A 26,412-nucleotide genomic window follows, 5' to 3' on the forward strand; every position below is an offset into this window, starting at 1 on the left:
TTCGTCGTGTCCCGGTACCCTCAGCCCCATGATTCGCGCTGTGATCTTCGACGTCGGCGAGTGCCTTGTGGACGAGACCCGGGAGTACGGCACCTGGGCCGACTGGCTGGGCGTACCCCGCCACACCTTCGCCTCCACGTTCGGCGCCGTCATCGCCCAGGGCCGCGACTACCGCGACACCTTCCAGGAGTTCCGGCCCGGCTTCGACCTCTATGCGGAGCGTGAGCGCCGTGCCGAGGCGGGCAAGCCGGAGTCCTTCGGGGAAGAGGATCTCTACCCCGACGTCCGCGACGCGCTGGCCACCCTGCGCGCGGACGGGCTCTGGCTCGGTATCGCAGGGAACCAGACCGTCCGCGCCGGGACGCTCCTCCGCGAGCTGTTCAGCACCGACGTCGACCTGATCGGCACCTCCGACGACTGGGGCGCCTCCAAGCCGGACCGCGCGTTCTTCGACCGCGTCGCCGAGGCCGTCCCGGCCGAACCCGGCGAGATGCTGTACGTCGGCGACCGCGTCGACAACGACATCGCGCCCGCCCGCCAGGCCGGGATGCACACCGCGCTCGTACGTCGCGGGCCATGGGCGACGATCCAGTGGCGGTCCGAGCAGGCGCAGAAACTGCCCACGTTCCGCGTCGACAGCCTCTCAGAGCTTTCCGGGGAGATCCGTCACTTCAACGAGCAAGCGCGCTGACCGTCGTAGACCATCCGTACAGCCGGTCGTCCAGCTCGCGCACGCACCGCTCGTGCTGGTGCGGCGCCAGAGTCCGGCGGACCTCCCGGACGCGGTCCATGCCCATCGCGTACCAGGTGCGCTCCAACTGATCGAGGGCGCGTACCGCGTACCGGCAGGCGGCCTCGGGATCGCCCGCAGCGGCCTCGACTGCGGCCAGGTCGCCGAGGATGACCGAGCGCTGCTTCTCCTCGGCCGGATCGAGGGCGTCGAGAACACCGAGGAGCGTGGCACGGGCCTGCGGCAGATGCCCGGCTGTGAGCTGGGTGTTCCCCTTGAAGGCGGCCAGCCGGACTGGGGAGAACCAGTCCAGCCAGAGAGGTGAGGGGTGAAGGCTCCCCTTGGTGAGGACGTCCTCGGCGTGGCCGATCAGGTGCAGCGCTGTCCTAGCGTTGCCGCACCGGGTCTCGCACTCCGCTTCGACCGCGTCGAGCCATGCGAGCAGTTCGGCGGACGCCGGGCCGCGCCGGGCGTAGGTCCGCGCGGCCACCATCCGCTCCACTGCCGCATCCCGGTCGCCAACCCATCCTGGAATGAATGCGGTGTGGGCGAGGACCCCGGCGCCGAGCAGCGCGTCATCGGCTTCGCCCGCAGCCTGAAGGGCACGGACCAGAGTCTGCTGCGCGCGGTCGGCGTCCCTCAGGTCGAAGAACTCGATCCGCCCGGCCAGCAGCCAGGCCTCGGCGAGCGCCGCCGCTACCCGCTGCCGGGTCTGGCCGGCCGTCTCCAGCAGCAGGGCGCAGCCAAGGGAGGCATGCGCCAGAGTTGCCGGGTGCAGAGTGGCGGGAGCGACGGACCAGTACAGACGGCGGTGCGAGCGGGTCACGGCCTCGTAGTCGTCGGCTGCGGTGGCGGGCTGCATGGCGACGGCCTGCGTAGGGACGGCTGCCAGGCCCACCGCCGCTGCGGTGGCCGCGACGACGGCACGGCGACCGGGGTCGAGCCCCGCACCGCCAGGCCGGGTGAATCCGAGGGATTCCAGATCCTGTCCGAGGATGCGCGTGAGAGCCTGAGCTACCTCGGGCTGCGGCCACGGCGGGGTGCCGGATTCCCAGCGGCGGACCTGCCGGACTCCGACACCGAGGGCATCGGCGAGGCCCTGCTGAGATTGGTATCCGGCAGCGATCCGTGCTGCTTTGAGCCTCGCGTTGCTCTCGGACTTGGCCACTGCTGCTCCTTCGGCGTGGAGTTCAGCGTCAAGTGTCGCCCAGAGTCCTGCTATTGGCTACAGGTCACCTCAATAGCCCTATGGAAGTCCTCTTTTGGGCACCGAAAAGACCTGTCAGAGTCCTCGGATTCCTGTTGCTGGAGGGCCAATGTTGATCGCACCCGAACCCCACGGTGCCAGGAGCCCACCATGCCGACGCCCTTACCCACCATCGCAACATGCGCACTATTCGAAGCCGGACGCGACTGGGATGCCATCCGCGTGCCGCGCAACCTAGGCGCAGGCGCCATGGCGGTCCTCGGCGCCCGCTGCGGAGCCGTGGTGGAAGACCCCCGCAGTGCGGTCCTCTACTTCTTCGTGCCGACCGAGTCTGCGCAAGCCTGGGAGATGGAGAGCACCCGCGTCCTGAGCCTCGGGTCGAGCGTGACGATCCCGCCGCACCGTCGTACGGAGGGGCCGGGCCCGCACTGGCGGATGTGCCCGGGTGACGACGGCTGGCTGACCGAGCCGAACGCACTCCGGGCAGCCCTTGAGGACTGTACGACCAGCGGCAGGGCGGAGGAGTCGACATGAGCGCAACGGTCCACGACATCCCGGCCGAGGCGCTGGCGCTGCTCGCGCTCCCCGTACTGGCCGCACTCACGCCGGACCAGGAGCGAGGCGCCGTCTGCGTCTGGGGCCGGAGCGAGGCCCCGCTCAACGCGAAGACGGCCATCAACCTCGGCGAGCAGCAGGCAGATGACGGGCGCCACTGGTTCCCCCGCGCCTGCCACCCCCACACCAAAACCCACGCCTACCGCGCACTGCTGGACCACGCCCCCCTCTGCGAGCAGTGCGTCGACAACGCCAACGGCTGCGAGATCGGCGTCACCCTACGGCGACTGATGCGCGAGGGACGCCGATGACCTGCCAGCGATGCGGTGAACCGATCCGGCCCGGCGAGGACTACGACCAGCTCGACAACCCCGGCGAGACCCGAGGCGGCTGCACCATCTACCTCCACAAGCCGCCGTGCCCTAGCACCCACACGCGGACATACCCCGAGATCCGCCAATGACCACCTCCCGCCCCCTGGGTCGGCGGGGGCGGGAGGTGACCAGCCCTACCCTGCGGGTCGCACTCGGGGTGGGTGGGGCGTGCTGAGCCGTCCCGGTGTGCTGGGCATGGCAGGACACCGGGACGGCGGCCGGCCGTCAGCGCACGAGGACGGCGAGCGGCACGTCCAGGGCATCGGCGACGAGAAGCAGGTCGACCAGATCGGGTGCTGTGGCCGCGGTCTCCCAGCGGTGGACGGTTTTGTGGTCGCGGCCGATGCGCTCGCCGAGCTGGATTTGGGAGAGACCGTGGGCGCGGCGGGTTTCGCGGATGCGTGCCCCGATGGCCCGGCGGCGGGGGTGCACCCAGTCGGGCATGGGGTCGAGTGGCACCCGACCAACGTCGAACGATCTTGACCGAAAGTCTTTACCGTCTGTGGTAAATCTGAGGCTCTTGGGTGGTGGGACGATGCATACATCCACCGGCCAAAACTCAACAGAGCGTTACGAAAGCGCACGGGGTGTGATTAATTTGCGGCACATGCCTCTTGCATTAACCCCCGGGCATGGGTGGAATGGGAGGACCCTCCACCACTTAAGCCCGGCACGGACGCACTGCAATTGCGCCCGTGCCGGACAGGCCGTCCCCTGCTCACGCAGGCTTCGCCGCTTGCGGCGTGTACCCCCCTGCGGGGCAGGCGGACGGTCTTAGGGTCCCCTCTGTTGCGTGATCACGTACACAGCTTCTTCGACATTTGCGGAGAAACTGTGCGTGCCACGCGTCAAGTGGGATCGTTAGACCGTATGCCAGAGCGGGGGAAGGCCCCACCCCCAGGTGGATCTCCCGCCCTGGCCCGGTCTCAGATCAGGAAGGCCCCCGCAGAGAGAGTCTGCGGGGGCCTTCCCTTGTGCTCGTACTGGGAGATAGATGGGAAATAGACCGCCCGAATGCCCCTGAGTCATCTCTAGTAATCCCCAGTTATCTCCACTTGTCGCTAGACGAGGCGGATGGCTGCATGTTGCGGCAGGTGAGCCCGAGACGACCCCAAGAGCCACGCCGAGCGGCCAATGGATGGGTCACACGGGCATCCTTCAAGGGCTTCCGACCTGCACAAATCCTTACAGCGCTGCGCCCGCCGGCTTCACCATCTGCCGGACCGTGCGCCCCTTCACGAACTCGCCCACCGCGGTCATCTCCCACTCCCCGGAGTACTGCTTGATCAACTTCGCCATCATCACCCCGGTCTGCGGCTCCGCGCTGGTGAGGTCGAAGCGGACCAGTTCCTCGCCGGTGCCCGCGTCGATCAGCCGGCAGTACGCCTTCGCGACCTCGGTGAACTTCTGGCCGGAGAACGAGTTGACCGTGAAGACCAGGCCCGACACCTCCTGGGGGAGCCGGCCGAGGTCGACGGTGATCACCTCGTCGTCGCCACCGCCCTCACCCGTGAGGTTGTCCCCGGAGTGCCGGACGGAGCCCCCCAGGATCTGGAGCTTGCCGAAGTAGCAGCTGTCGAGGTGATTGCGCTGCGGGCCGAACGCGATGACCGAGGCGTCCAGGTCGATGTCCTTGCCCCGGTAGGCCGGCTCCCAGCCGAGGCCCATCTTGACCTGGGACAGCAGCGGGCGACCGCCCTTGACCAGCGACACCGTCTGATTCTTCTGGAGACTGACCCGGCCCTTGTCCAGGTTGATCTTCCCGCTGCCCGGCGCGGCGGCCGGAGGCGCGGGCGGGGCGGGCGGGGCCGCGGGGGCCGGCGGCGCGGCCAGCCGCGGATCCACCGGCAGGGACGGGACCGTCGGCGTGACCGGGGCCTGGGCCGGCGGCGGAGCCGTCTGCTGCTGGGGCGGCGCCGCGGGCGCGGCGGGCTCCTCGACCGTGACACCGAAGTCCGTGGCGATCCCGGCCAGGCCGTTGGCGTACCCCTGGCCGACCGCGCGGGCCTTCCAGACGCCGTTGCGCCGGTAGACCTCCACGATCACCAGCGCCGTCTCCGCGCCGAGCTGCGGCGGCGTGAAGGTGGCCAGCACCGCGCTGTCGTCCGCGTTGCGGATCGTGGCCGTGGGCTCGATGCCCTGGAAGGTCTGCCCGGCGGCGTCCGGGCTCGCGGTGACCACGATCTTCTCGATGCCCGGCGGGACGGCCGCCGTGTCCACGATGATCGCGTCGGGGGCCGTACCGCCGCCCGAGCGATAGGTCACACCCGGCCCATGGGGCTGGTTGTAGAAGATGAAGTCGTCGTCGGAGCGCACCTTGCCGTCGGCGGTGAGCAGCAGGCCCGATACGTCGAGCCGCACCGGGGCGGAGACGTCCACCGTCACACGTGGGGCGGCGAGAGGGATGTTCGAGCCGGGGGTCATAGCTGTCATGCCCGATGAACGAGCGAGTACGTTTTACCGTTCCCTTACCAGGCGGCCGATCGGGTCACATGCCGTGGTTCGGGCTGCCGCGCTCGCTACCGGGGAGGCAGGGAGGAGGGCGGGCGCGGCAGCCCGGTCCGGGGGGAGGCCCGGTCCGGGGGAGGAGGCCCGGTTCTGGGGAGGCCCGGTTCTGGGGCGGTGGGCATCAGGCGGTTGTCGTTCGTTGTTCCTCGGTTGCCGGTGGGTGGTCGATCAGGGGATCGACCACCCACCGGTCTACGGAACGACCACGATCTTCCGGCCGATCCCCGCCGCGAACTGTTCGAGCGCCTGCGGGTACTGCTCCAGGGGCAGACGATCACTGATGAACACTTCCGGATCGAGCACACCGTTGGCGAACAGTTCCGCCGCCCGCTCGAAACTGTGCAGCACGGCCATCGAGCCGGTGATGGTGATCTCCTGGTTGTAGATCCGGTACGGGTCGATGGTGACCCGGGTCGCGTAGTCGGCGACGCCGAACTGCAGAAACGTCCCGGCCTTGGCGACCCGGTCCAGGCCGTCCTGGATGGCCGCCGCGTTGCCGGTGGCGTCCACGACCAGGTCCCAGCCCTGCGGCCGGTCCAGTTCGTCCGGGCCGGCCGCCGCCCCGGAGACACCGAGCCGGCGGGCCGTCTCCAGCCGCTCCGGGTTGAGATCGACCACGTCCACGCTCGCCGCTCCTGTTCGTTTGGCGAGTTCGAGCATCATCAGGCCCATGGTTCCGGACCCGTAGATGAGCACATGAGCACCCAGCCGGGACTGGAGCACGTCGTAACCGCGCACCGCGCAGGACAGCGGCTCCACCAGGGCGGCGTCGGCGGTGCGGATGTGCTCGGGGAGCTTCACACAGTTCGCGACCGGGGCGAGCGCGTACTGGGCGGCGCCGCCCGCCGTCGTCACCCCGATCGCCGCCCAGCGTTCGCACAGGTTGTTGTGACCGTTGCGGCAGTAGCGGCACTCGTGGCAGTAGAGGGAGGGGTCGACCGCGACCTGATCACCCGGTGCGACCTCGGTGACCTGGGTGCCGACGGCGACCACCTCGCCCGCGAACTCATGGCCCGGCACGATCGGCAGCTTCGGCGCGAACTCGCCCTGGAGGATGTGCAGATCGGTGCCGCACAGTCCGCACGCGGCGACCTCCACGACCACCTCGCGCGGTCCCGGCGTCGGATCCGGGACCTCGGCGACGACGGCCCGGCCCACGGACTCGATGACGGCGGCCTTCATTTCACGGCTCCCAACGACAGGCCCTGGACCAGCTTGTCCTGGGCGGCGAACCCCGCGGCGAGCACCGGCAGGGAGATCACGAGCGACGCGGCGCACACCTTCGCCAGGAACAGGCCCTGACTGGTGATGAAGCTGGTCAGGAAGACGGGCGCGGTCTCCGCGACCACCCCGGTGAGCACCCGTGCGAACAGCAGCTCGTTCCAGCTGAAGATGAAACAGATCAGGGCGGTCGCGGCGATCCCGGGCAGCGCGATCGGCGCCACCACCCGCGCGAGGATCGTCGGGAGGTTCGCCCCGTCGACCCGCGCGGCCTCGATGATCGCGACCGGCACCTCGGACAGGAACGACTGCATCATCCACACCGCGATCGGCAGATTCATCGAGGTGTAGAGGATGACCAGCAGCCAGATGTTGTCCAGCATGCTCACGTTCCTGGCGAAGAGGTAGATCGGCAGCAGCCCCGCCACCACCGGCAGCATCTTGGTCGACAGGAAGAAGAACAGGACATCCGTCCACTTCTTCACCGGCCGGATCGACAGCGCGTACGCGGCCGGCAGCGCCAGCAGCAGCACGAGCAGCGTCGACGCCACCGAGGCCACGGTCGAGTTGATCAGCGACGGCCAGGGGCTCGCCCCGCCGCCCGCGCCGAAGAACTCCCGGTAGCCGTCCAGGGTGAGCGCGGCCAGGAAGGACGGCGGATTGGTCGCCGCGTCCTGCTCCGAGTGGAAGGACGTCAGCGTCATCCAGGCGATCGGCAGGAAGAAGACGATCCCGGCCAGCCAGGCCACCAGGCCCAGACCGAACCCCTTGCGCTTGCGGACGCGTACGGCGACGGTGCTCATGCGCGGCCCACCTCCTCGCGGAACAGGGACGACACCACGCGCAGGGCGAAGGTCGCGATGATGATGGAACCGATGACCACCAGCACACCGGCGGCCGAGGCGAGCCCGTTCTCATGGGCCTGGTAGAAGCTCTGGTAGACGGTGTACGGCAGGTTGGCGGTGCCGAGGCCGCCCGAGGTGATCGTGAACACCGCGTCGAAGTTCTGCACGATGTAGATCGAACCGAGCAGCGCACCCAGTTCGAGATAGCGCCGCAGATGCGGCAGCGTCAGATGGCGGAAGATCTGCCAGTCGCTGGCCCCGTCCACCTTCGCGGCCTCGATCTGCTGCTGGTCGCGGCTCTGGAGCCCGGCCAGCAGGATCAGCATCATGAACGGCGTCCACTGCCACACCAGGGCCATCTCCACGGCCAGCAGCGGCGTGTTGGAGATCCAGTCCGGCTGGGGCCCGCCGACATAGCTCAGCAGACCGTTCAGCAGGCCGTACTCGGGGTTGTAGAGGACGTGCTTCCACAGCAGCGCCGCCGCCACCGGCACCACCAGGAACGGGGCGATCAGCAGAGTGCGGACCACGCCCCGGCCCTTGAACTTCCGGTCCAGCAGCAGCGCCAGCAGCAGCCCGAGGACCAGGCTGGCCAGCACCACCGCCACCGTCAGCAGGATCGTCGTCCACACCGAGCCGCGCAGATCCGCGTCGGTGAGCACCTCGGAGTAGTTGCCGAACCCGGCGAAGCTGCGGGCGTCCGGATAGAGCGAGTTCCAGTCGAAGAAGGAGATCACCAGCGTGGCCACGAACGGCAGCTGGGTGACCACGATCATGAAGACCAGGGCCGGCAGCAGCGGCGCGCGGGTCGCCCATGCCCTCATCCGGTTCGACGGCTGTGGATTGTTCGTACGAACAGATCGAGTGGCCACGGGGGCCGTGGTGGTGGCGCTCATCGTCCCTCGTACTCCTCTGCGATCTCTTCGGCGAGTTGCTGGGACCGGTCGAGGGCCTCCTCGACGGACTGGCGTCCGGCGATGGCCGCGCTGATCTCCTGGGAGACCTTGGTGCCGAGATCGGTGAACTCGGGGATGCCGACGAACTGGATGCCGGGTGCCGGGCGGGGCTGCACCCCGGGATCGTCCGGTCGTGCTCCTTCGATCGCTTCCCTGGTCATTTCCTGGAAAGCAGCCGCTTCCGCGCGATAGTCGGGGTTCTCGTACGTCGATGCTCGTTTCCCGGCGGGAACGTTCGACCAGCCGACCTGATCACCGACGAGCTGTTCGTACTCCTTGCCGGACGCCCAGGACACGAACTGCCATGCCTTGTCGGGGTTGCGGGAGCTGTCCTGGATGCCCCAGGCCCAGGTGTAGAGCCAGCCGGAGGACTCGGTCTCCTCGACCGGCGCGGGCGCGTAGCCCACATCGCCCTTGACCGGCGAGTCGTCGGCCTCCAGGGACCCGGCCGCGGAGGTCGCGTCGTACCACATGGCGACCTTGCCCTGGGTCATGTTGTTCAGGCACTCGGCGAAGCCGGACTGGGCGGCGCCGGACTCGCCGTGCTCGCGCACCAGGTCGACATAGAACTTCGTCGCCTCCGCCCACTCGGGGGAGTCCAGCCGCGCGTTCCAGTTCTCGTCGAACCAGGTGCCGCCGAAGGTGTTCACGATCGTGGTGAGCGGGGCCATCACCTCGCCCCAGCCGGGCAGACCGCGCAGACAGATGCCCTTCATGCCCTCCTCGGCGCCGTCGAGCTGCGCGGCGAGGTCGGCGACCTGGGTCCAGGTGGGGTTCGGGGGCATGGTCAGGCCCTCTTGCTCGAAGAGGTCCTTCCGGTACATCAGGAAGGACGACTCGCCGTAGAAGGGCTGGCCGTAGAGCTTGCCGTCGTCGCCGGTCAGCGACTGGCGCATGGGGGTGAGGACGTCCTCCTCGTCGTAGCCCGGGTCGTCGGCGACATAGGAGTCCATCTCCCGGAGCCAGCCGTTGCGGGCGTAGATCGGGATCTCGTAGTTGGAGAGGGTGGCGACGTCGTACTGGCCGGCCTGGTTGGCGAAGTCCTGGCTGATCTTGTCGCGGACGTCGTTCTCCGGCAGCACGGTGAAGTTCACCTTGATGCCGGTCTCCGCGGTGAAGTGCTCGGCGGTGAGCTTCTGCAACTCGACCATCTGAGGGTTGTTCACCATCAGGACATTGATGGCGTCGCCGCCGGATCCGGACCCGCCCGCGCCGACCCAGCAGCCGGAGAGCAGCGGGGCGAGCAGCGTCCCTGCGGCGGCCGTGGCGAGCATGCCTCGCGGCCTCCGTCGGCTCTGGGTTCGCATGGTTCGCTCCTGAAGATATAGGGGCATAAGGGGCGCTGTGAGGGATGGGGGCGACCCTTGGGGGAGGTGGGGTGGAAGGGGGAAGGGGAAGGGGAAGGGGGGAGCTGGGGCTGGGGCTGAAAGACGGAAGGGGGATTCTGTGCCGCGGTGGGCCGCTCAGACCCGGATGACCTGCGGTCCCAGCAGTGAGTAGCGATGGGCCTCCGTCGTCGGCAGCAGCGTGCTGGTCACGATCGCCTCCAGGGAGCCGATCTCCGCGAACCGGCAGAAGCTGACCGCGCCGAACTTGGTGTGCACCCCCGCGAAGACCGTCCGCCGCGCCGCCCGTACCGCCTGCGCCTTGACCTCGCTGACGGCCGGATCCGGGGTGGTCAGTCCATGCTCGCGGGAGATGCCGTTGGCGCCGATGAAGGCGAGGTCGAGGACGAACCCGGCGAGCATCTTCGTCGTCCAGTGGTCCACGGTCGCCAGCGTCCCGGAGCGCACCCGGCCGCCGAGCAGCAGCACGGAGAAGCCCTCCGCCTCGGCGAGCGCGCCCGCGACCGGCAGGGAGGCGGTGACCACGGTCAGCGGCCGGTCCCTGGGCAGCGCCTCCGCGATCAGCTGCGGGGTGAAGCCCTCGTCGACGAAGACGGTCTCCGCGTCCCCGAGCAGTTCGGCCGCCGCGGTGGCGATCCTGCGCTTCTCGGGCACATGGCTGGTGGCCCGGAAGGCGAGGGTCGTCTCGAAACCGGCGCTCTCCACGGGATAGGCGCCGCCATGGGTACGGCGGACCAGACCGTGGTCCTCCAGGGCGCGCAGATCCCGCCGTACGGTCTCCTTGGCCACGCCCAGTTCATCGGCCAGCGCGTTGACGTCGACCGAGCCCGCGCGGCGCGCCGCCAGCACGATCTCGCGCTGGCGCTCCTCCGCGGTCCTCGCCGTCATCGCCGACACCTGCCTTTGATCGAATGTCCCTGATCGAATGTTCCCGATCGAATATTTCCGATCGATCCGGCCGATCGGACTCGATGATCGAATCGGCTGATCGAACCGGCTGAACGGACATGATGACCGGACCAGCTGATCGGACCAGTCGGTTGAACCCGCTGACTGAACCCGCTGATCGAATCGGCTGATCGAGCATGCTGCCCGTTCGGGCCTGGTGGAACCCTTGGGGGATGTTCTACAGCGGGCGTCCGGCACTCACCAGGTCTGTTGCGGGCCCGATACTGCCCGTATCCGCCCGATCGCAGCCGCGGGTGCCCGTCGCGGACCAGCGTGATTGCGGGTCCGGGTGTGGGATCGGGCGGCATGCGTGCCCGAATCGGGCGCCGGGCGGGCCCGTTCGCCGCCCGTTCGGCGTTGACCTCCGGTCAGGGCGGACCGGCGGCCGGTGTCCGGGCGGGGCGGGTGTGTCCGTACGAACAGGGGGGTTGTGGCCGTTCGGGCAGGGGCGGGGCGGGGCGGGTGCGCGCGGGGGCCGGTGGCCGGGGGGCGCTCGGCGGTGGTCCGGGTGGGGTGAGGTGTCGGGGTGGGGCCGGAGGCAGGGGCGGTCCGGGTGGGGTGGTCAGTACGGCCAGATCGGGGGGTCCGTCACGAACTGGCCGCCCAGGTAGGCGTGGGCCTCGTTGTCCGGGTCCAGTTCGCCCTGCGCGGCGATCAGTTTCGCGGCGAAGGGTTCGGAGTCGTCCTGCGGTTCGTAGCCCAGGGCCCGCGCGGAGGTGAGGTCCCACCACAGCCGGGTGTTCGCGGAGGAGCCGTAGACGATCGTGTGGCCGACCTCGCGGGCGCTCAGGGCGGCGTGGAAGAGACGGGCGCCGTCGGCCGGGCTCATCCAGACCGAGAGCATCCGCACAGTGGTCGGTTCGGCGAAGCAGGAGCCGATCCGCACGGAGACGGTCTCCATGCCGTACTTGTCCCAGTAGAACTGCGCGAGATCCTCGCCGAACGCCTTGGACAGGCCGTAGAGGGTGTCGGGGCGGCGCGGGGTGCCGACCGGGATCAGCGGCCCGGTGCCCTGGGGGCGGGGGGTGTAGCCGACCGCGTGGTTGGAGGAGGCGAACACGATCCGTGCGACGCCCGCCTCGTGCGCGGCCTCGTAGAGGCGGTACGTGCCCTCGATGTTCGACCTCAGGATCTTCTCGAACGGGGCCTCCAGGGAGATCCCGGCCAGATGCAGGATCGCGTCGACGCCGTCCACGGCCTCGCGCAGGGCCGCCGTGTCGTTGAGGTCGGCGATGATCGCCTCCGGGGCGCCCGCCACGGGCCGGGCGTCGAACAGGCGCAGCGCGTAGCCGTGGCGGGGGAGCAGGTCGCGCATGAGGGTGCCGAGGCCGCCGGCGGCGCCGGTGAGCAGAACGGTGCGGGGCGTGCTGCGGGGCGCGGGGTGGGGCGCGGTGTGGGGAGCGGTGGGGGGCGCGGTGCGGGGCGCGGGCATCCTCGGTCTCCTCGGCTGTCCGGTGGCGGCGGCCCCGTCCCTGACCGGCGACCGGCGACCGGCGACACGGTCAAGAGGGCCGTATGCGTAGACGTCATTCACATGCGTGGACACGTTAAGGAGCGGTGCCTGTCCCCGTCAAGTGCCCGGTCCGGCGGGGGAATCCGCTGGTGTGTCGGGGGTTGACGCGCTTGACCGCCCCCCTGGTGCCGCCTTAGCGTGAGCTTGTTCAGAAGCATGGACGCAGATCATGAATATGGACCAGGGAGAGCCCGTGACGACAGCGCCCCTCGCCGACCGCCTCAGTGCCCCCAGCGGGCCGCTGTTCTTCCCCGTCACGGCCTACGGACCGGACGGACAGGTCGACCTCGACATCTACCGCGCGCATGTGCGGCGCGGTGTCGAGGCCGGGGCCGCCGCCGTCTTCGCCTGCTGCGGCACCGGCGAGTTCCACGCGCTCACCCCGGAGGAGTTCGAGAGCTGCGTCCGCGCGGCCGTGGAGGCGACCGCCGGGCGGGTCCCGGTCGTCGCGGGCGCCGGCTACGGCACCGCCCTCGCCGTGCGCTACGCCCGGCTCGCCGCCGCGGCCGGCGCGGACGGACTGCTCGCCATGCCGCCCTACCTCGTCGTCGCCGGACCGGACGGGCTGCTGCGCCACTACCGGGAGATCGCCGCCGCCACCGCCCTGCCCGTGATCGTCTACCAGCGCGACAACGCCGTGTTCACCCCCGAGACGGTCGTCGCGCTCGCCCGCACCGAGGGGATCATCGGCTTCAAGGACGGCCTCGGCGACCTCGACCTGATGCAGCGCATCGTCAGCGCCGTACGCCTCGACGGCCCCGGCGGCTTCCTGTACTTCAACGGACTGCCCACCGCCGAACAGACCCAGCTCGCCTACGGCGGCATCGGCATCGACCTCTACTCGTCCGCCGTCTTCTGCTTCGCCCCCGAGATCGCGCTCGCCTTCTTCCGGGCCGCCGCCACCGGCGACCGTGACACGGCCCACCGCCTCCTGGACGGCTTCTACAAGCCGTTCGTGGAACTCCGTGCCCAGGGCCGCGGTTACGCCGTCTCCCTGGTCAAGGCGGGCGTCCGGCTGCGCGGCCTGGACGTCGGCGAGGTGCGTCCGCCGCTGCACGAACCCGCCGAGGACCACGTCAAACAGCTCGCCCGGCTCATCGAGCGCGGGCACGGCCTCCTGGCGGAGACCGCGTGACCGCCCCGCACGCCCCGCACCCGGCGCGGACCGGGCCCCTGACGGCGTCCGCGTTCCTCTACCCCTGGGACATCAACGGCGACCCGCACGCCGCCGACGCGGTGGCCGCCCTCGGCGTGGGCGGGGCCACCCTCGCCGCCGCCTACCACTCCACCCGCGCCCTGACCCCCCGCCACCCCCGCCACCGCGTCGTCACCGCCGCCCACGCCGCCGTGCTCTACCCGCCCGGCGACCACTGGACGGGCCGCGCCCTGCGCCCCCTCCCGGCCGGCGACTGGGCCCCCGGCGACGCCTTCGGCGAGGCCGCGGCGGCACTCACGGCGGCCGGTCTGGACGTGCGCTCCTGGGTGGTCCTCGCGCACAACTCCCGCCTGGGCGCCGACCATCCGCACACCAGCGTGGTGAACGCCTACGGCGACCGCTACCCCTGGGCGCCCTGCATCGCACAGCCCGCCACGCGCGCGTACCTCGTCGCACTCGCCGCCGAGGCGGCCGTACGCCCCGGCGCGACCGGCACCGAACTGGAGTCCCTCGGCTGGTACGGCCTCGCCCATCTGCACGCCCACGACAAGATCGCCGGGGTCGGTCTCGGCGACGCCGGGCAGTACCTGATGTCGCTGTGCTTCTGCGCCGACTGCCGCACGGGCTACGACGGACAGGGCCTCGATCCCGACCGGCTGGCGGACGCCGTACGCGGCGCCCTGGAGCCGGTCTGGCGCGGCGCCCCCTCCGACGGAGCCTGGGCCGGGGTCGGGAAGCTGCTCGGCGAGGAGCGGGCCGACGCCACCCGCGCCTGGCGCGACCGCACCGCCCGGAGCCTTCAGGAGGCGGCGGTCGCGGCCGTCCGCGCGGCGGCTCCCGACGGCTTCCGCGTCCTGCTGCACGCCGACCCGGTCTCCTACCACTGCGGCGCCAACGCGGGAGTCGACCCCGCGCACATCCTCACCGTCGCCGACGGCGTCGTCGTGCCCTGCACGGGCGGCGCCGGGGCACTGGCCCCGTTCGCCCGGCACGCGCGCGCGGGGCAGGTGCTCGCCGCCAACCTCACCGTGGTCTCCGGCCTGGGCGGCAGCCCCGCCACCCTCACCGTGGACGCCGCCCGCGCGCGGGTGCTGGGCGCGACCGAACTGCGCCTCTATCACGCGGGACTGGCGTCCGACGGCGACCTGGCGGCCGTCCGCGCGGCGCTCCGCTCCAGCTGAAGGGCCGTCAGCAGCAGCACGGGCCCCACGGCCAGCAGCAGCGGCCCGTACGGCACCGCGCCGACCAGGGCGGCGCCCACGACCAGACCGATCACGTTCGGAGTGAACATCACGGTGCTCGCGGTGGCCGCCGTACGGCCCAGCACGGCGTCCGGCACGCTCCGCTGCACCGCGGTGAGCGCGGCGATCAGCACACAGGGCAGCCCCGCCCCGATCGCCACCCCCGACACCAGCGCCGCCGCCTCCCACGGCACCGCCCGCAGCAGCACCGCCGCCCCCGTCAGCGCGATGCCCGCCACCGCGAACCGCCGCTCGCCCAGCCGCCGCAGAGCCGGTCCCGCCGCCACCCCGGCCAGCACCGACCCCACGCCCTGCACCGCCGCCAGCAGCCCCGCGTAGGCGGGGGAGCGGCCCAGGCCCTCTACGACCGCGTACACCAGCGCCCCGTTCACCCCCGCGCACAGCATCGCCGCGCCCGCGGCCAGCACCAGGGGGCGCAGCGCCGGACGCACCCACAGTTCCCGGCCGCCCGCGGCCGTCCGCGCCCACCAGCCCTCGGCGGGCCGCTCAGGGGCCTTCTCCCGCACCCGCACGGAGGCGATCAGGGCCGCCGCCAGGAGACAGGTCACCGCGTCCAGCACGGCCACGGCGGCGCCGCCGTACGCGGCGTACAGGCCCGCGCCCGCGAGCGGCGCCGCCAGCTTCATGCCCTCGGTGGCGGTCATCCGCAGCCCGTTGAAGTCGCCGAGCAGGTCCCCCGGGATCACGGAGGGCATGAGCGCCGCCTCGGCCGCGTCGCTGAGGACCGCCGTGGTGCCGTAGGCGAGCAGCACCGTGAGGATCAGCCACACCCCGGCCGCGGAGTCCACGGTCACCAGAACCGGCAGCAGGACGGCCATGCCCAGGTTCAGCCCCACGAGCAGGGGCTTGCGGCGCACCCGGTCGGCGAGCGGGCCCAGCAGCGGACCGGCGACGGTCGGCGCCCACATCGCCAGCATGCACAGTGCCGCCAGTCCGTCCGAACCGGTCAGCTCCTTCACCCAGACCCCGGCCGCCAGCCACAGCGCGTTCGTGCCGAAACCGTTCACCAGCACCGCGCCCAGATACCGGCGCGCGGTGCGGTCCCCGAGCACCCGGGCGCCCGTCCACGCATCTGTCCATGTCCTCGTCATGCCTGGTCATCGTGGGGCTAAGACGGGCACGGACGGATCGGGCACATGCCCTAGGGGGGTGGTGAGGCGGGCGCCGGACGGGGGGTGGGGCGTGAGGTGCTGGGGGTGGGGACGGGCGGGGTCTGTCGCGGAAACGGGCCCCGCGCGCGGGCGATGAGTTTCGGCGCCCGGGGCGGTCCACATCACAGGCGCCGTGATCACTGATCAAAAGCACACCGCGATCACCGGAACCGCGATCAGAGCTACTGCCACTCACTGCACCGCAACGACAGCAACCGCGATCACAGCAACCGCACCGCCCCGTCCGCCCAGGAGGCAATGTCATGACCGACCCCGCGTTCGACTTCGGCCCGCAGTCCCGGATCGTGGCACAGCTGGTGGCCGGTGTCCGCGACGACCAGCTCGCCGACGCCACCCCCTGTCCCGGCATGGCCGTACGCCATCTCCTCGGGCATCTGGCCGGGCTGTCCGTCGCCTTCCGGGACGCCGGGCACAAGCGGCTGGGCGACACCACCGACACCAGCCCCGGCGACCAGGAGCCGGACATCACCCCCGGCTGGCGCGAGGAACTCCTCGTCTCCCTCGCCGAACTCGCCGACGCCTGGCGCGATCCCGCCGCCTGGACCGGCATGACGCGCGCGGGCGGCGTCGATCTGCCCGGCGAGATCGCCGGCGCCGTCGCGGCCGACGAACTGGTCGTCCACGCCTGGGACCTGGCCCGCGCCACCGGGCAGCCCTATGAGCCCGATCCGGCCGCCCTGAGCGCCGCGTACACCTTCCTGCTCGCCGCCGCCGAGGACCCCGACCGCGGCAACGGCCTCTTCGGCCCGGTCGTCCCGGTGCCCGACGACGCCCCGCTCCTGGACCGTGCGATCGGCCTCAGCGGCAGGGACCCGTACTGGAAGCCGTGACGCCCGGCGAGACCGAATCCGGCACCCGTAACACGCGGAAAACCTGAAGTGGCCACAACAAGGGAACAATCCAGCCAGCAGCCGCGCTCCGCACCGCTCCGCATTGCACCGCACCGCAGTGATCCCGCAGGGCGTCGGCGCACCGATCCGAACGATCCGCTGGCATCGAGGAGTTCGCGCCTTGTCCGGTTCCCAGAAAGTGGCCGACCGGCCCCGCCCCACCCCCGCGCCCCGTAACGGGGTCGACCGGTACTTCCGCATATCCGCGCGGGGATCGACCTTCGGACGTGAGATACGCGGCGGTTTCGCCACGTTCTTCACCATGGCCTACATTCTCGTGCTGAACCCGATCATCCTGGGCGGCGCCGAGGACGCGTACGGCGACCGGCTCGACCCCGTCCAGCTCACCACCGCCACCGCGCTGGTCGCCGCGGTCATGACGGTCATCATGGGCGTCGGCGGCAATCTGCCGCTGGCGCTCGCCGCCGGGCTCGGCCTGAACGCGGTCGTCACCTTCCAGATCGCCCCGCTGATGAGCTGGGACGACGCCATGGGCCTGATCGTCCTGGAGGGACTGCTCATCTGCGTGCTGGTCGTCACCGGGCTGCGCGAGGCGGTGATGCACGCGATCCCGCAGCCGCTGAAGCAGGCGATCAGCGTGGGCATCGGGCTGTTCATCGCGTTCATCGGCCTGGTCGACGCCGGGTTCGTCAGCCGGATCCCGGACGCCGCGAACACCACCGTGCCGGTGCAACTCGGCGGGGGTGGCCAGCTCTCCGGCTGGCCGATCCTGGTCTTCTGCGCCGGAGTGCTGCTCACGTTCGCGCTGATCGCTCGAAAGATCAAAGGAGCGATTCTGATCAGCATCGTCGTCATGACGATCGTCGCACTGGTGATCAACTCCGTCGCCGATGTCCGCACCTGGGGTCTGACCACCCCCGCCTGGCCCGACCGGATCGTCGACACGCCCGACTTCGGACTGATCGGCGAGTTCAGTCTCTTCGGCGCGTTCGGCGCCCCCGAGGTCGGAGTGATCACGGTCGTGCTGCTCGTGTTCACCCTGGTGCTCTCCGACTTCTTCGACACCATGGGCACGGTCGTCGGGATCAGCTCGGAGGCGGGCCTGCTGGACGAGGACGGCAAGGTCCCCGGCCTCGGCAAGGTCCTGCTCATCGACGGCGCGGCGGCTGTGGCGGGCGGCGCCTCCTCGGCGTCCTCCGCCACCTCCTACATCGAATCGGCGGCCGGCGTCGGGGAGGGCGCGCGCACCGGCTTCGCCAATCTGATCACCGGCGGTCTGTTCGCGCTCGCGCTGTTCCTCACCCCGCTGCTCACCATCGTCCCGCTCCAGGCCGCCGCCCCCGCCCTGGTCGCCGTCGGATTCCTGATGATGACCCAGGTCAAACACATCGACTGGGAGCGGTACGAACTGGCCGTCCCCGCGTTCCTGACCATCGCGGTCATGCCGTTCACCTACTCCATCACCAACGGCATCGGCGCGGGCTTCCTGGCCTACGTCACCATCAAGACCGTGCTCGGCAGGGCCAGGGAGGTGCACTGGCTGCTGTGGGGCACGTCCGTGCTGTTCCTGGTGTACTTCGCGATCGATCCCTTGGAACAGCTCCTGGGCGTGCGCTGATCCGGCCGACCGCGGCCAACGCTTGCCGACCGGCCGACCGGGCTCGGCCGACACGCCGGACCCCGACCGGTCGACCGGCCCCGGCCGCATGCCGGGCCCCGGCCGACACGCCGGAAAGACCGCCGGGAGGGGCCTCCCATGAGGCCCCTCCCGGGTGCTGGGTCTACTCCTGGTCTCCGTCTCTCGGCCCGGAGCCCCGGTCCGTGCGCCCTCGGTCCGTCCGCCCGCCCTCAGTCCGCGAGCGCGGCCTCCATCGCGGCCTTGGCGACCGGCGCGGCCAGCCCGTTGCCGCTCACCTCGGAGCGTGCCGCGTCCGACTGCTCGACCACCACCGCGACCGCCACCTCCTTGCCGTTGGTGTCGGACTTGGCGTACGACGTGAACCAGGCGTAGGGCGTCTGGCTGTTGTTCTCGCCGTGCTGGGCCGTACCGGTCTTGCCGCCGACCGTCGCGCCGGGGATCTGCGCGTTCGAACCGGTGCCGTCCTCGACCACGGTCCGCATGGCCGACTCCAACTGCTCCGCGGTGGAGGAACTGACGATCCGCTCCGTGGTGGTGCTGTCGTCGTAGTTCTCCAGCGTGTCGCCGTCGCTGTCGGTGATCCGGGACACCATGTGCGGCGAGACCAGCTCACCACCGTTGGCGATGGCCGCCGACACCATGGCCACCTGGAGCGGCGTGGCCGTCACATCGAACTGGCCGATCCCGCTCAGCGCGGTCTGCGGCTCGTCCATGTCCTCGGGGTACACGCTCTCGTACGCCCGCACCGGCACGTCCTGCTCCGTGTCGTTGAACCCGAACCTCTCCGCCATGTCCCGCACCTTGTCCTGGCCCAGGTCGACGGCCATCTTGCCGAAGACGTTGTTGCAGGAGTACTGGAGCGCCACCCGGATCGTCGCGTTCTCGCACGGCGCCGACGGGTTCTGGTTGGTGAGCTCGTCGCTGGAGAGCGGCAGGTCATAGGGGTCGGGGCTGTCGGTGCGCTCGTCGACCGACGCGTACAGCCCGTCCTCCAGCGCCGCCGCCGCGACCACCAGCTTGAACGTGGAACCGGGCGGCAGCGGCTGGCGCAGCGCGCGGTTGGTCATCGGCTTGTCCTCGGCCTCGGTGAGCTGCTCCCAGACATCCGGGTTGTCCGTGGTGATCTCGTCGGGGTCGTACGACGGTGTGGAGACCACCGCGAGGATCCGCCCGCTGACCGGGTCGATCACGACGGCGGCGCCCTTCTTGTCGCCCAGCGCCTCGTACGCGGCCCGCTGCACGTCCGGGTCGATCGTGGTGACCACGTCACCCGGGTCGGCTCGCGTGTTGGTGACCGTGTCCATCACGGTCTTCAGCCGTGTGTCGGTGCCGTCCAGGACGTCCTGGTAGATGCCCTCCAGCTGGGTGGCACCGTAGACCTGGGAGCTGTAGCCGGTGACCGCCGAGTACAGGGCGCCGTCCTCGTAGGTGCGTTTGTACGCGAGATCGCCGCCGGTGGTTCTGGCGGAGCCGGTGATCGCCTCGCCGGCCACGATGATGTTGCCGAGCGGCGCGCTGTACAGCTCGATCGCGTTCCGCCGGTTGTCGGTGTCGTCCGCGAGGGCCTGTCCGTCGTAGAACTGCACCCAGGTCGCCCTGATCAACAGGGCGAGCACCAGCAGCAGCGAGAAGACGGAGGCTCGCCTGATCGTCTTGTTCATCCCGCTCCATCAGACGAGCGGAGCCGATCAGAACGTTCCTTCCGTGCGTCTTTCTCATGGAACGCTCATCCGATCAGGGCTCGCGCCTTTGGTCGGGATCTGCGCATCTGATCAGGTCGCGGGCAGCTGATCGAGTCCTAGTTCTGCGCACGTGTTCAAGACCCGTGTATTCGATCAAGCGCCGTGCATCCGATCAAGGCGCGTCCAGCGTCAGCACCACCTCGTCGATCTCCTCGCCCCGCGCCCGCGCGAACCCGCGCTCCCGCCCGGTGACCCGGAAACCGCACTTGCCCAGCACCCGCAACGACCCCGCGTTGTCCGCCGCCGCACGGGCGTACAGCGGGCGCTCCGGCACCTCGGCCAGCAGCAGCCGCAGCGCTGCCGTGGCGATGCCCTGGCCCCAGTACGCGCGATCGATCCAGTACGTCACCTCGCGATCCCCGGGATCGCCGTACACCGCGGCGCTGCCCACCACGTCACCGTCCACCAGGACCGTGCGGTTCACGATGTCCCGAGCCGCGCGGATGCGCCGCCAATGGGCCTCGAAGGCGTCCCGGTCGGCCGGGTCGTCGGCGGTGAAGGCGGCCATGCGCAGCGACTCGGGATCGTTCGTCAGCCGGAAGAACACCGGCAGATCGCTGTCGTGCACGGGCCGCAGGGCCACCTCGGCGGCCGGTGCGGGGCGCAGCCAGTGCGCCTCCCGGGCCCGGTCCGCCCGCTCCCCGCCCCCGGCCGACCCACTCCCGTGCGCCGGTTCCGCCCGTTCCGTACGGTCCATGGGTCAGAGCCTCCGGGTCGCGAGGGTCAGCCGGTCGCGCGCGTCGAACAGCGCGTCCTTGACCATCTGTTCATGGGCCGGGGTGAGCCGCGCCACCGGGATGGAGCAGCTGATCGCGTCCCGCGCGGGGGTGCGGTACGGGATCGCCACGCCGAAGCAGCGCAGGCCCAGGGTGTTCTCCTCGCGGTCGACCGCGTAGCCCTGTTCACGGACCTGGTGCAGCTCCTCGATGAGCTTCTCGCGGTCCGTGATGGTGTTCTCGGTCAGCGCGGGGAGCGTGTCGGGCAGCAGCTTGCGCACCTGTTCGTCGGTGTACGTGCTCAGCAGCGCCTTGCCCAGGGAGGTGGAATGGGCGGGCAACCGACGGCCGACCCGGGTGAAGGGCCGCAGATAGTGCTGCGACTGGCGGGTGGCCAGATAGACCACATTGGTGCCGTCCAGCCGGGCCAGGTGGATGGTCTCCGTGGTGTCGTCGGAGAGCCGGTCGAGGGTCGGGCGGGCGACCGCGACCACCTCGTCGCCGTCGATGTACGACGTGCCGACCAGCAGCGCGCGCACCCCGATGCCGTACCGGGTGCCGGTGGCGTCGGTCTCCACCCAGCCCAGCTCGACCAGGGTCCGCAGCAGCATGTAGAGGCTGGACTTGGGGTAGCCGACGGCCTCCTGGACCGCCGCGAGGGAGTGCATGCCGGGGCGCCCGGCGAAGTACTCCAGCAGTTCCACCGTCCGCACCGCGGACTTGACCTGTGCCCCGCCGCCCGTATCGCCTGCCGACATCGCCCTTGACCCCTTCGTTCGCCGGGAAATAGTCTCCGAGCGGGTGAAGTTCATCATCAGAGACAACGTTCAGTATATCGAACAGGGTCCGGGTGATGCGGAGAGATGCCGTACATAGTGCGGCATTTTTGCCATCCGGCACCAGATGTGGCACACCATGTGCCACGACACGCGGCACTCGCAGCGGCACTTGCATCCGAGCGGCACGTACATCTGAAGGGATCAGCGGTGGCAGCAGCACCAGTCTGGAGTGTCGACCCCCGTACCGGGAAGCAGCGGGAACAGGTCGCCGTGGAGGCGACGCCCGCGGAGGTGGACACCGCCGTCCGGGCCGCCCACGAGGCCCGTGGCGCGCTCGCCGACCGCCCGGTGCGCGCCGCCTTCCTGCGCACCGCAGCCGACCGCCTGGAGGCCGCCCGGGAGGCCCTGGTGGAGGCCGCCGACGCCGAGACCGCGCTCGGCCCCGTCCGCCTCACCGGCGAACTCGCTCGGACCAGCTACCAGTTGCGCGCCTTCGCCGGCATCGTCGACGAGGGCGCCTTCCTGGACGTCGTGATCAACCACCCCGACGCGACCGCCACGCCGCCCGTGCCCGATCTGCGCCGCCACAAGGTGCCCCTCGGCGTCGTCGCCGTCTACGCCGCCTCCAACTTCCCCTTCGCCTTCTCCGTCCCCGGCGGCGACACCGCCAGCGCCCTCGCGGCCGGCTGCCCGGTCGTCGTCAAGGCCCACCCCGATCACCCGGCCCTGTCCGAACTCGTCGCCAAGGTGCTGCGCACGGCCGCCGCCGAACACGGCATCCCAGGGGGCGTGCTCGGACTGGTGCACGGGTTCGACGCCGGGATCGAACTGATCACACACCCTTCGATCACGGCGGCGGGCTTCACCGGCTCCGTACGCGGGGGACGCGCCCTGTTCGACGCCGCCGCCGCGCGGCCGGTGCCGATCCCCTTCCACGGCGAGCTAGGATCGCTCAACCCGGTCGTGGTCACCGAGGCCGCAGCCGCCGAGCGGGCCGAGGAGATCGGTGCGGGACTCGCCGGATCGATGACCATGGGCGTCGGCCAGTTCTGTGTGAAGCCGGGCCTGGTGCTCGCTCCGCAGGGCGCGTCCGGTGATCGTTTGATCGGTTCGCTCATGGACGCGGTCAGCAAGGTGGAGGCCGGGGTGCTCCTCGACCACCGGATGCGGGACAACTTCGTCGCCGGGGTGACCGAGCGCGCCAAGCTGCCCGATGTGGAATCACCGGTGACACCCGGCGCGGGCGGCGAGCACACGGTCGGCGCCGGGTTCCTCACCGTCCCGGCGGCCCGGCTGGCCACGGGCGGCGAGCACGATCTGCTCCTGGAGGAGTGCTTCGGGCCCGTCACCGTCGTCGCGCGCTACACCGACGACACCGAGGTCAGCGCCGTACTCTCCCGGCTGCCCGGCAACCTCACCGCGACCGTCCAGCTCTCCGCGGGCGAGGCCGCCGGGGAAGGGCTCGGCGCGTCGATCCTGGCCGAGCTGACCCCGCTCGCCGGGCGGGTGCTCGTCAACGGCTGGCCGACCGGCGTCGCGGTGGCGCCCGCGCAGCACCACGGCGGGCCGTACCCGGCGACCACCTCCACCTCCACCTCCGTCGGCGGCACGGCGATCGAGCGGTGGCTGCGCCCGGTCGCCTATCAGAACGCCCCCGAGGCCCTGCTCCCCGCCGAGCTGCGCGACGACAACCCCCTCGGGCTGCCGCGCCGCTTCAACGGCGTCCTGGAGCGCTGAGCACGGCGGACGGGGACGCCGACCCGTCGTACCGGGGACGCCGCCCTGCCTGTACCGGGGACGCCGACCCGCTCGTACCGGGGGTGCCGACCCGCCGTACCCGGCCCGGTACGGCCCGGTGCGGCCCGGTGCGGCCCGGTGCGGCCTGGAAGAATCCCGCCATGGAACTGGAACTCCCCGAACTGCCGTTCGCCCTGCGCACCTACGGCCCCGACGGAAACTGGTCGTACGAGGACGGAATCCTCACCGGGTGGGCGGGCGCCCGGCAGGACCGGTTCGTACCGCCCACCGGGGAGTCCCTGGACCCGGCCGCGGACGCGCCCCGGCTGCTCGGGGCGCCGGTCGGCGACTTCCAGCTGATCGCCCGGGTCACGGTCGGTTTCGCCGGTTCCTTCGACGCCGGTGTGCTGTACGTGCACGTCGGTGAGCGTTCCTGGGCCAAGCTCTGCCTGGAGTACTCGCCGGACGTGCCCACCGTGTGCACGGTCGTCACCCGCGGCCACTCCGACGACGCGAACTCCTTCACCGTTCAGGGCAGCTCCGTCTGGCTCCGGGTGAGCCGGACCGGCCGTTCCTTCGCCTTCCACGCCTCCCGCGACGGCGAGCGCTGGACGTTCGTGCGCCTGTTCACGCTGGGGGACGCCGAGGCGACCGGCGCCGCGCTGGTCGGGTTCATGACCCAGTCGCCGATGGGGGAGGGGTGTGTCGTGACCTACGACCACCTGGAGTTCCGCCCGGCGTGGCCGAGCGATCTGCGGGACGGAAGCTGATCGTTTCGGCGGTGGCTGTTCATATCCACGGCGGCTGTTCGTTTCGGTGGTGGCTGCTCGGATCGACTGTGGCTGCTCGTATCGGTAGCGGCTGCTCGTTTCGACGGTGAATGTTCGCATCGGTGGTGGGTGTCCGTTTCGACGGCGGCTGCTCGTTTCGATGGAGGGGGATCGAACCCGGCGGCGGGGGAGCGCGGCCGACGGCAGCGGAGCGGTATCGACGACGGTGGAGCGGTACCGACGGTGGCGGAGCGATATCGATGGTGACCGAACGCATCGGAATGAAACTGCTCGTTTGGGCGTTCGCGCATTGATGCGGAGGGTTGTCTCCCTCCCCAGCCGTCTACCGGGAGAACCGACAACATGCGCGTCGAGATCTGGAGCGACATCGCCTGCCCCTGGTGCTACGTGGGCAAGGCCCGCTTCGAGAAGGCGCTCGCGGCCTTCCCGCACCGCGACCAGGTGGAAGTGGTACACCGGTCCTTCGAGCTGGACCCCGGCCGGGCCAAGGACGACATCCAGCCCGTGCTCACCATGCTCACCGAGAAGTACGGCATGAGCGAGGCCCAGGCCCAGGCCGGTGAGGACAACCTCGGCGCCCAGGCCGCCGCCGAGGGCCTCGCCTACCGCACCCGGGACCGTGACCACGGCAACACCTTCGACATGCACCGCCTGCTGCACCTCGCCAAGGAGCACGGCCACCAGGGCGAGCTGATCCAGCTCCTGTACGAGGCCAACTTCGCCGAGGAGCGGTCCCTCTTCGGCGACGACGAGCGACTGGTCGAGATCGCCGGCGCCGCCGGCCTGGACACCGCCGAGGTGCGCAAGGTGCTCGCCGACCCCACCGCCTACGCCGACGAGGTACGCGCCGACCAGCGCGAGGCCGCCCAGCTCGGCGCGAACGGGGTGCCCTTCTTCGTCCTGGACCGCGCGTACGGCGTGTCGGGCGCCCAGCCCGCCGAGGTGTTCACGCAGGCCCTGACCCAGGCATGGGGCGAGCGCTCCCCGCTGCGGCTGATCGAGGACGGCGGCGACACCTGCGGCCCCGACGGCTGCGCGGTCCCGCCCCGCTCCTGACCCGCCCGGCCCCTGGGTGCCCGCTCACGGAAGCGCAGGCAGGGGCCCACCCGTAGGGCTCACCCATAAGCGCTCCTTGGGTGATCCGCGCAGAATTCCGCGATGGACTTCGACATGCGGTGCCCGCACAGTGGGGGCATGGAGACCTTCGAGAGCCTCGTCCGTGCCGAGTTCGCCCCGAAGAACACCTTCCTGAACACCGCGAGCAACGGCCTGCTCCCGGCCCGCACCGTCGCCGCCCTGGACCGGGCGGTCCGTATGCGGGCCGAGGGCATCCCCCTGGTCCCGCTCTACGAGGACGTGGAGGCCGTCCGCGCCGGTGTCGCCCGGCTGGCGGGGGTGCCGGTGGGACGGGTCGCCGCCGGGGCGTCCGTCGCCGAGTTCGGCGCCCTGATCGCCGCGGCGCTGCCCGCCGGGGCCGAGGTGCTCACCGCCGAGGCCGATTTCGCGTCCCTGGTGAACCCCTTCCACATGCGTGGCGACCTCAAGGTGCGCTCGGTGCCGCTGGAGCGGCTCGCCGAGTCGGTCCGCGCGGAGACGGCACTCGTGGCGGTCAGCGCCGTGCAGTCCGCCGACGGCCGCCTCGCCGACCTGACCGCCCTGCGCGAGGCGGCACGCGCGCGGGGAGCCCGTCTCTACGTCGACGCCTCCCAGTCGATCGGCTGGCTCCCGATCGATCCGGACGCGTACGACTTCCTGGCCGCCGTCGGCTTCAAGTGGCTGCTCGGGCCGCACGGGGTCGCGTTCTTCGTGGTGCCGGAGGATCTGGGCGAGCTGACGCCGCTGCTCGCCGGGTGGGTCGCGGGCGAGGTCCCCTGGGACAGCTGCTACGGCCCCGTCGAGCAACTCGCCGGCTCCGCGCGCCGCTTCGACATGAGCCCCGCCCTCTTCACCCACGCCGGGCTGCGCGCCTCCCTGGGGCTGATCGAGGAACTCGGCGTCGCCGCCGTGCACGCCCACGATGTCGCCCTCGCCGACCGTTTCCGCGCGGGCCTGCGCGACCTGGGCCACGAGCCGGTCCCGGCACCCGGCTCGGCGATCGTCTCCGTACCCGGCCTGGGCGGGCACCAGCCGGGGCTCAGCGCGCGGGGCATCGAGGTCTCCGACCGCGCGGGCAATCTGCGCGCCGCGTTCCACCTCTACAACACCTCCGACGACGTGGACCGGCTGCTGGCCGCGCTGGCGGACTGAGGCCCTGGGCAGGCGGCCGGGGGAAAACCCGTCCCGGGGTCATGGGCGGGGTCATGGACGCGCGACTGCGGACCGGCGCCGGACGCGCCCGTGGGCCCGCCACCCCTCGATCGGGAC

Annotated in this window: 24 protein-coding genes; 11 read left to right on the plus strand and 13 right to left on the minus strand. The window is 71.0% G+C overall.

Features of this window, described 5'->3' with window-relative positions; genetic code table 11:
• The first annotated feature begins 28 nt into the window (after positions 1-28).
• Complete coding sequence (locus ABZX40_RS13725) at positions 29-691, plus strand: HAD family hydrolase (protein ID WP_355735030.1); 663 nt, start codon at positions 29-31, stop codon at positions 689-691.
• Here the strand turns inward: ABZX40_RS13725 and ABZX40_RS13730 are convergent.
• Positions 672-1,898, minus strand: a complete 1,227-nt coding sequence (locus ABZX40_RS13730) for a helix-turn-helix transcriptional regulator (protein WP_355735033.1) — start codon at positions 1,896-1,898, stop codon at positions 672-674. The genes ABZX40_RS13725 and ABZX40_RS13730 overlap by 20 nt on opposite strands.
• A 261-nt stretch (positions 1,899-2,159) precedes the next feature.
• On the opposite strand from ABZX40_RS13730, the gene ABZX40_RS13735 reads away from it, so the two are divergent.
• Both ABZX40_RS13735 and ABZX40_RS13740 read left to right on the plus strand, forming a co-directional pair.
• The gene (locus ABZX40_RS13735) at positions 2,160-2,471 is read left to right on the plus strand and encodes a hypothetical protein (protein ID WP_355735036.1); all 312 of its coding nucleotides are present in this window, start codon (positions 2,160-2,162) and stop codon (positions 2,469-2,471) included.
• The gene (locus ABZX40_RS13740; protein WP_355735039.1) at positions 2,468-2,803 is read left to right on the plus strand and encodes a hypothetical protein; all 336 of its coding nucleotides are present in this window, start codon (positions 2,468-2,470) and stop codon (positions 2,801-2,803) included. The genes ABZX40_RS13735 and ABZX40_RS13740 overlap by 4 nt, the downstream gene beginning before the upstream one ends.
• 288 nt (positions 2,804-3,091) lie before the next feature.
• Here the strand turns inward: ABZX40_RS13740 and ABZX40_RS13745 are convergent, their stop codons facing one another.
• From ABZX40_RS13745 to ABZX40_RS13780, 8 genes are all read right to left on the minus strand, one after another.
• Positions 3,092-3,325 carry a helix-turn-helix transcriptional regulator gene (locus ABZX40_RS13745; protein ID WP_355735042.1) on the minus strand — a complete coding sequence of 78 codons (234 nt, stop codon included), beginning with the start codon at positions 3,323-3,325 and terminating at the stop codon, positions 3,092-3,094.
• A gap of 726 nt (positions 3,326-4,051) precedes the next feature.
• Entirely contained in the window at positions 4,052-5,290 is a 1,239-nt protein-coding gene (locus ABZX40_RS13750; RefSeq protein WP_355735329.1) for a TerD family protein, read from the minus strand.
• Positions 5,291-5,566: 276 nt separating this feature from the next.
• Positions 5,567-6,556: a zinc-dependent alcohol dehydrogenase family protein gene (locus ABZX40_RS13755; RefSeq protein WP_355735045.1), complete on the minus strand. Its 990-nt coding sequence runs from the start codon at positions 6,554-6,556 to the stop codon at positions 5,567-5,569.
• The gene (locus ABZX40_RS13760) at positions 6,553-7,398 is read right to left on the minus strand and encodes a carbohydrate ABC transporter permease (RefSeq protein ID WP_355735048.1); all 846 of its coding nucleotides are present in this window, start codon (positions 7,396-7,398) and stop codon (positions 6,553-6,555) included. Before ABZX40_RS13760 ends, ABZX40_RS13755 begins: the two co-directional genes overlap by 4 nt.
• Positions 7,395-8,336: a sugar ABC transporter permease gene (locus ABZX40_RS13765; RefSeq protein WP_355735051.1), complete on the minus strand. Its 942-nt coding sequence runs from the start codon at positions 8,334-8,336 to the stop codon at positions 7,395-7,397. Before ABZX40_RS13765 ends, ABZX40_RS13760 begins: the two co-directional genes overlap by 4 nt.
• On the minus strand, positions 8,333-9,703 hold the full coding sequence (locus tag ABZX40_RS13770; RefSeq protein WP_355735054.1) for a sugar ABC transporter substrate-binding protein: 1,371 nt from the start codon (positions 9,701-9,703) through the stop codon (positions 8,333-8,335). Before ABZX40_RS13770 ends, ABZX40_RS13765 begins: the two co-directional genes overlap by 4 nt.
• A gap of 156 nt (positions 9,704-9,859) precedes the next feature.
• Positions 9,860-10,630, minus strand: a complete 771-nt coding sequence (locus ABZX40_RS13775; RefSeq protein WP_355735057.1) for a DeoR/GlpR family DNA-binding transcription regulator — start codon at positions 10,628-10,630, stop codon at positions 9,860-9,862.
• 622 nt (positions 10,631-11,252) lie between these two features.
• Complete coding sequence (locus ABZX40_RS13780; protein WP_355735059.1) at positions 11,253-12,122, minus strand: NAD(P)-dependent oxidoreductase; 870 nt, start codon at positions 12,120-12,122, stop codon at positions 11,253-11,255.
• A 274-nt stretch (positions 12,123-12,396) separates the two neighbouring features.
• On the opposite strand from ABZX40_RS13780, the gene ABZX40_RS13785 reads away from it, so the two are divergent.
• Complete coding sequence (locus tag ABZX40_RS13785) at positions 12,397-13,338, plus strand: 5-dehydro-4-deoxyglucarate dehydratase (protein WP_355735062.1); 942 nt, start codon at positions 12,397-12,399, stop codon at positions 13,336-13,338.
• A gap of 38 nt (positions 13,339-13,376) precedes the next feature.
• Positions 13,377-14,540 (plus strand): hypothetical protein, encoded by a 1,164-nt coding sequence (locus tag ABZX40_RS13790; protein ID WP_355735331.1) that lies wholly within the window; start codon positions 13,377-13,379, stop codon positions 14,538-14,540.
• Here ABZX40_RS13790 and ABZX40_RS13795 read toward each other — a convergent pair.
• Entirely contained in the window at positions 14,477-15,712 is a 1,236-nt protein-coding gene (locus ABZX40_RS13795) for an MFS transporter (protein WP_355735065.1), read from the minus strand. The two genes, ABZX40_RS13790 and ABZX40_RS13795, sit on opposite strands and share 64 nt — an antisense overlap.
• A gap of 323 nt (positions 15,713-16,035) precedes the next feature.
• On the opposite strand from ABZX40_RS13795, the gene ABZX40_RS13800 reads away from it, so the two are divergent.
• Both ABZX40_RS13800 and ABZX40_RS13805 read left to right on the plus strand, forming a co-directional pair.
• Positions 16,036-16,623 carry a TIGR03086 family metal-binding protein gene (locus tag ABZX40_RS13800; protein ID WP_355735068.1) on the plus strand — a complete coding sequence of 196 codons (588 nt, stop codon included), beginning with the start codon at positions 16,036-16,038 and terminating at the stop codon, positions 16,621-16,623.
• 181 nt (positions 16,624-16,804) lie between these two features.
• Positions 16,805-18,262 (plus strand): NCS2 family permease, encoded by a 1,458-nt coding sequence (locus ABZX40_RS13805; RefSeq protein ID WP_355735071.1) that lies wholly within the window; start codon positions 16,805-16,807, stop codon positions 18,260-18,262.
• Between the two features lie 230 nt (positions 18,263-18,492).
• Here ABZX40_RS13805 and ABZX40_RS13810 read toward each other — a convergent pair whose 3' ends face one another.
• The 3 genes from ABZX40_RS13810 to ABZX40_RS13820 form a co-directional block, all read right to left on the minus strand.
• Positions 18,493-19,944: a penicillin-binding transpeptidase domain-containing protein gene (locus ABZX40_RS13810; RefSeq protein WP_355735074.1), complete on the minus strand. Its 1,452-nt coding sequence runs from the start codon at positions 19,942-19,944 to the stop codon at positions 18,493-18,495.
• 193 nt (positions 19,945-20,137) lie between these two features.
• Positions 20,138-20,722, minus strand: a complete 585-nt coding sequence (locus tag ABZX40_RS13815; RefSeq protein WP_355735077.1) for a GNAT family N-acetyltransferase — start codon at positions 20,720-20,722, stop codon at positions 20,138-20,140.
• Positions 20,723-20,725: 3 nt separating this feature from the next.
• Entirely contained in the window at positions 20,726-21,499 is a 774-nt protein-coding gene (locus tag ABZX40_RS13820; protein WP_355735080.1) for an IclR family transcriptional regulator, read from the minus strand.
• Positions 21,500-21,727: 228 nt separating this feature from the next.
• Here ABZX40_RS13820 and ABZX40_RS13825 point away from each other — a divergent pair, with 228 nt between their 5' ends.
• The 4 genes from ABZX40_RS13825 (at position 21,728) to ABZX40_RS13840 (ending at position 26,295) form a co-directional block, all read left to right on the plus strand.
• Complete coding sequence (locus ABZX40_RS13825; RefSeq protein ID WP_355735083.1) at positions 21,728-23,257, plus strand: aldehyde dehydrogenase (NADP(+)); 1,530 nt, start codon at positions 21,728-21,730, stop codon at positions 23,255-23,257.
• Positions 23,258-23,418: 161 nt separating this feature from the next.
• Positions 23,419-24,027: a DUF1349 domain-containing protein gene (locus ABZX40_RS13830; protein WP_355735085.1), complete on the plus strand. Its 609-nt coding sequence runs from the start codon at positions 23,419-23,421 to the stop codon at positions 24,025-24,027.
• A 363-nt stretch (positions 24,028-24,390) separates the two neighbouring features.
• A complete protein-coding gene (locus ABZX40_RS13835; RefSeq protein ID WP_355735088.1) occupies positions 24,391-25,104 on the plus strand; it encodes a DsbA family oxidoreductase in 714 nt (237 codons plus the stop codon).
• 138 nt (positions 25,105-25,242) lie between these two features.
• On the plus strand, positions 25,243-26,295 hold the full coding sequence (locus tag ABZX40_RS13840; protein ID WP_355735091.1) for an aminotransferase class V-fold PLP-dependent enzyme: 1,053 nt from the start codon (positions 25,243-25,245) through the stop codon (positions 26,293-26,295).
• Positions 26,296-26,412 lie beyond the last annotated feature (117 nt).

Source organism: Streptomyces sp. NPDC004610, from assembly GCF_040609715.1.
Lineage (GTDB): Bacteria > Actinomycetota > Actinomycetes > Streptomycetales > Streptomycetaceae > Streptomyces.

Coding starts and splice junctions, on each gene's coding strand:
- ABZX40_RS13725 (WP_355735030.1), top strand. CDS start 29: ATGATTCGCGCTGTGATCTTCGACGTCGGCGAGTGCCTTGTGGACGAG.
- ABZX40_RS13740 (WP_355735039.1), top strand. CDS start 2,468: ATGAGCGCAACGGTCCACGACATCCCGGCCGAGGCGCTGGCGCTGCTC.
- ABZX40_RS13750 (WP_355735329.1), bottom strand. CDS start 5,290: ATGACCCCCGGCTCGAACATCCCTCTCGCCGCCCCACGTGTGACGGTG.
- ABZX40_RS13755 (WP_355735045.1), bottom strand. CDS start 6,556: ATGAAGGCCGCCGTCATCGAGTCCGTGGGCCGGGCCGTCGTCGCCGAG.
- ABZX40_RS13760 (WP_355735048.1), bottom strand. CDS start 7,398: ATGAGCACCGTCGCCGTACGCGTCCGCAAGCGCAAGGGGTTCGGTCTG.
- ABZX40_RS13765 (WP_355735051.1), bottom strand. CDS start 8,336: ATGAGCGCCACCACCACGGCCCCCGTGGCCACTCGATCTGTTCGTACG.
- ABZX40_RS13770 (WP_355735054.1), bottom strand. CDS start 9,703: ATGCGAACCCAGAGCCGACGGAGGCCGCGAGGCATGCTCGCCACGGCC.
- ABZX40_RS13775 (WP_355735057.1), bottom strand. CDS start 10,630: ATGACGGCGAGGACCGCGGAGGAGCGCCAGCGCGAGATCGTGCTGGCG.
- ABZX40_RS13780 (WP_355735059.1), bottom strand. CDS start 12,122: ATGCCCGCGCCCCGCACCGCGCCCCCCACCGCTCCCCACACCGCGCCC.
- ABZX40_RS13795 (WP_355735065.1), bottom strand. CDS start 15,712: ATGACGAGGACATGGACAGATGCGTGGACGGGCGCCCGGGTGCTCGGG.
- ABZX40_RS13800 (WP_355735068.1), top strand. CDS start 16,036: ATGACCGACCCCGCGTTCGACTTCGGCCCGCAGTCCCGGATCGTGGCA.
- ABZX40_RS13810 (WP_355735074.1), bottom strand. CDS start 19,944: ATGAACAAGACGATCAGGCGAGCCTCCGTCTTCTCGCTGCTGCTGGTG.
- ABZX40_RS13815 (WP_355735077.1), bottom strand. CDS start 20,722: ATGGACCGTACGGAACGGGCGGAACCGGCGCACGGGAGTGGGTCGGCC.
- ABZX40_RS13820 (WP_355735080.1), bottom strand. CDS start 21,499: ATGTCGGCAGGCGATACGGGCGGCGGGGCACAGGTCAAGTCCGCGGTG.
- ABZX40_RS13830 (WP_355735085.1), top strand. CDS start 23,419: ATGGAACTGGAACTCCCCGAACTGCCGTTCGCCCTGCGCACCTACGGC.
- ABZX40_RS13835 (WP_355735088.1), top strand. CDS start 24,391: ATGCGCGTCGAGATCTGGAGCGACATCGCCTGCCCCTGGTGCTACGTG.
- ABZX40_RS13840 (WP_355735091.1), top strand. CDS start 25,243: ATGGAGACCTTCGAGAGCCTCGTCCGTGCCGAGTTCGCCCCGAAGAAC.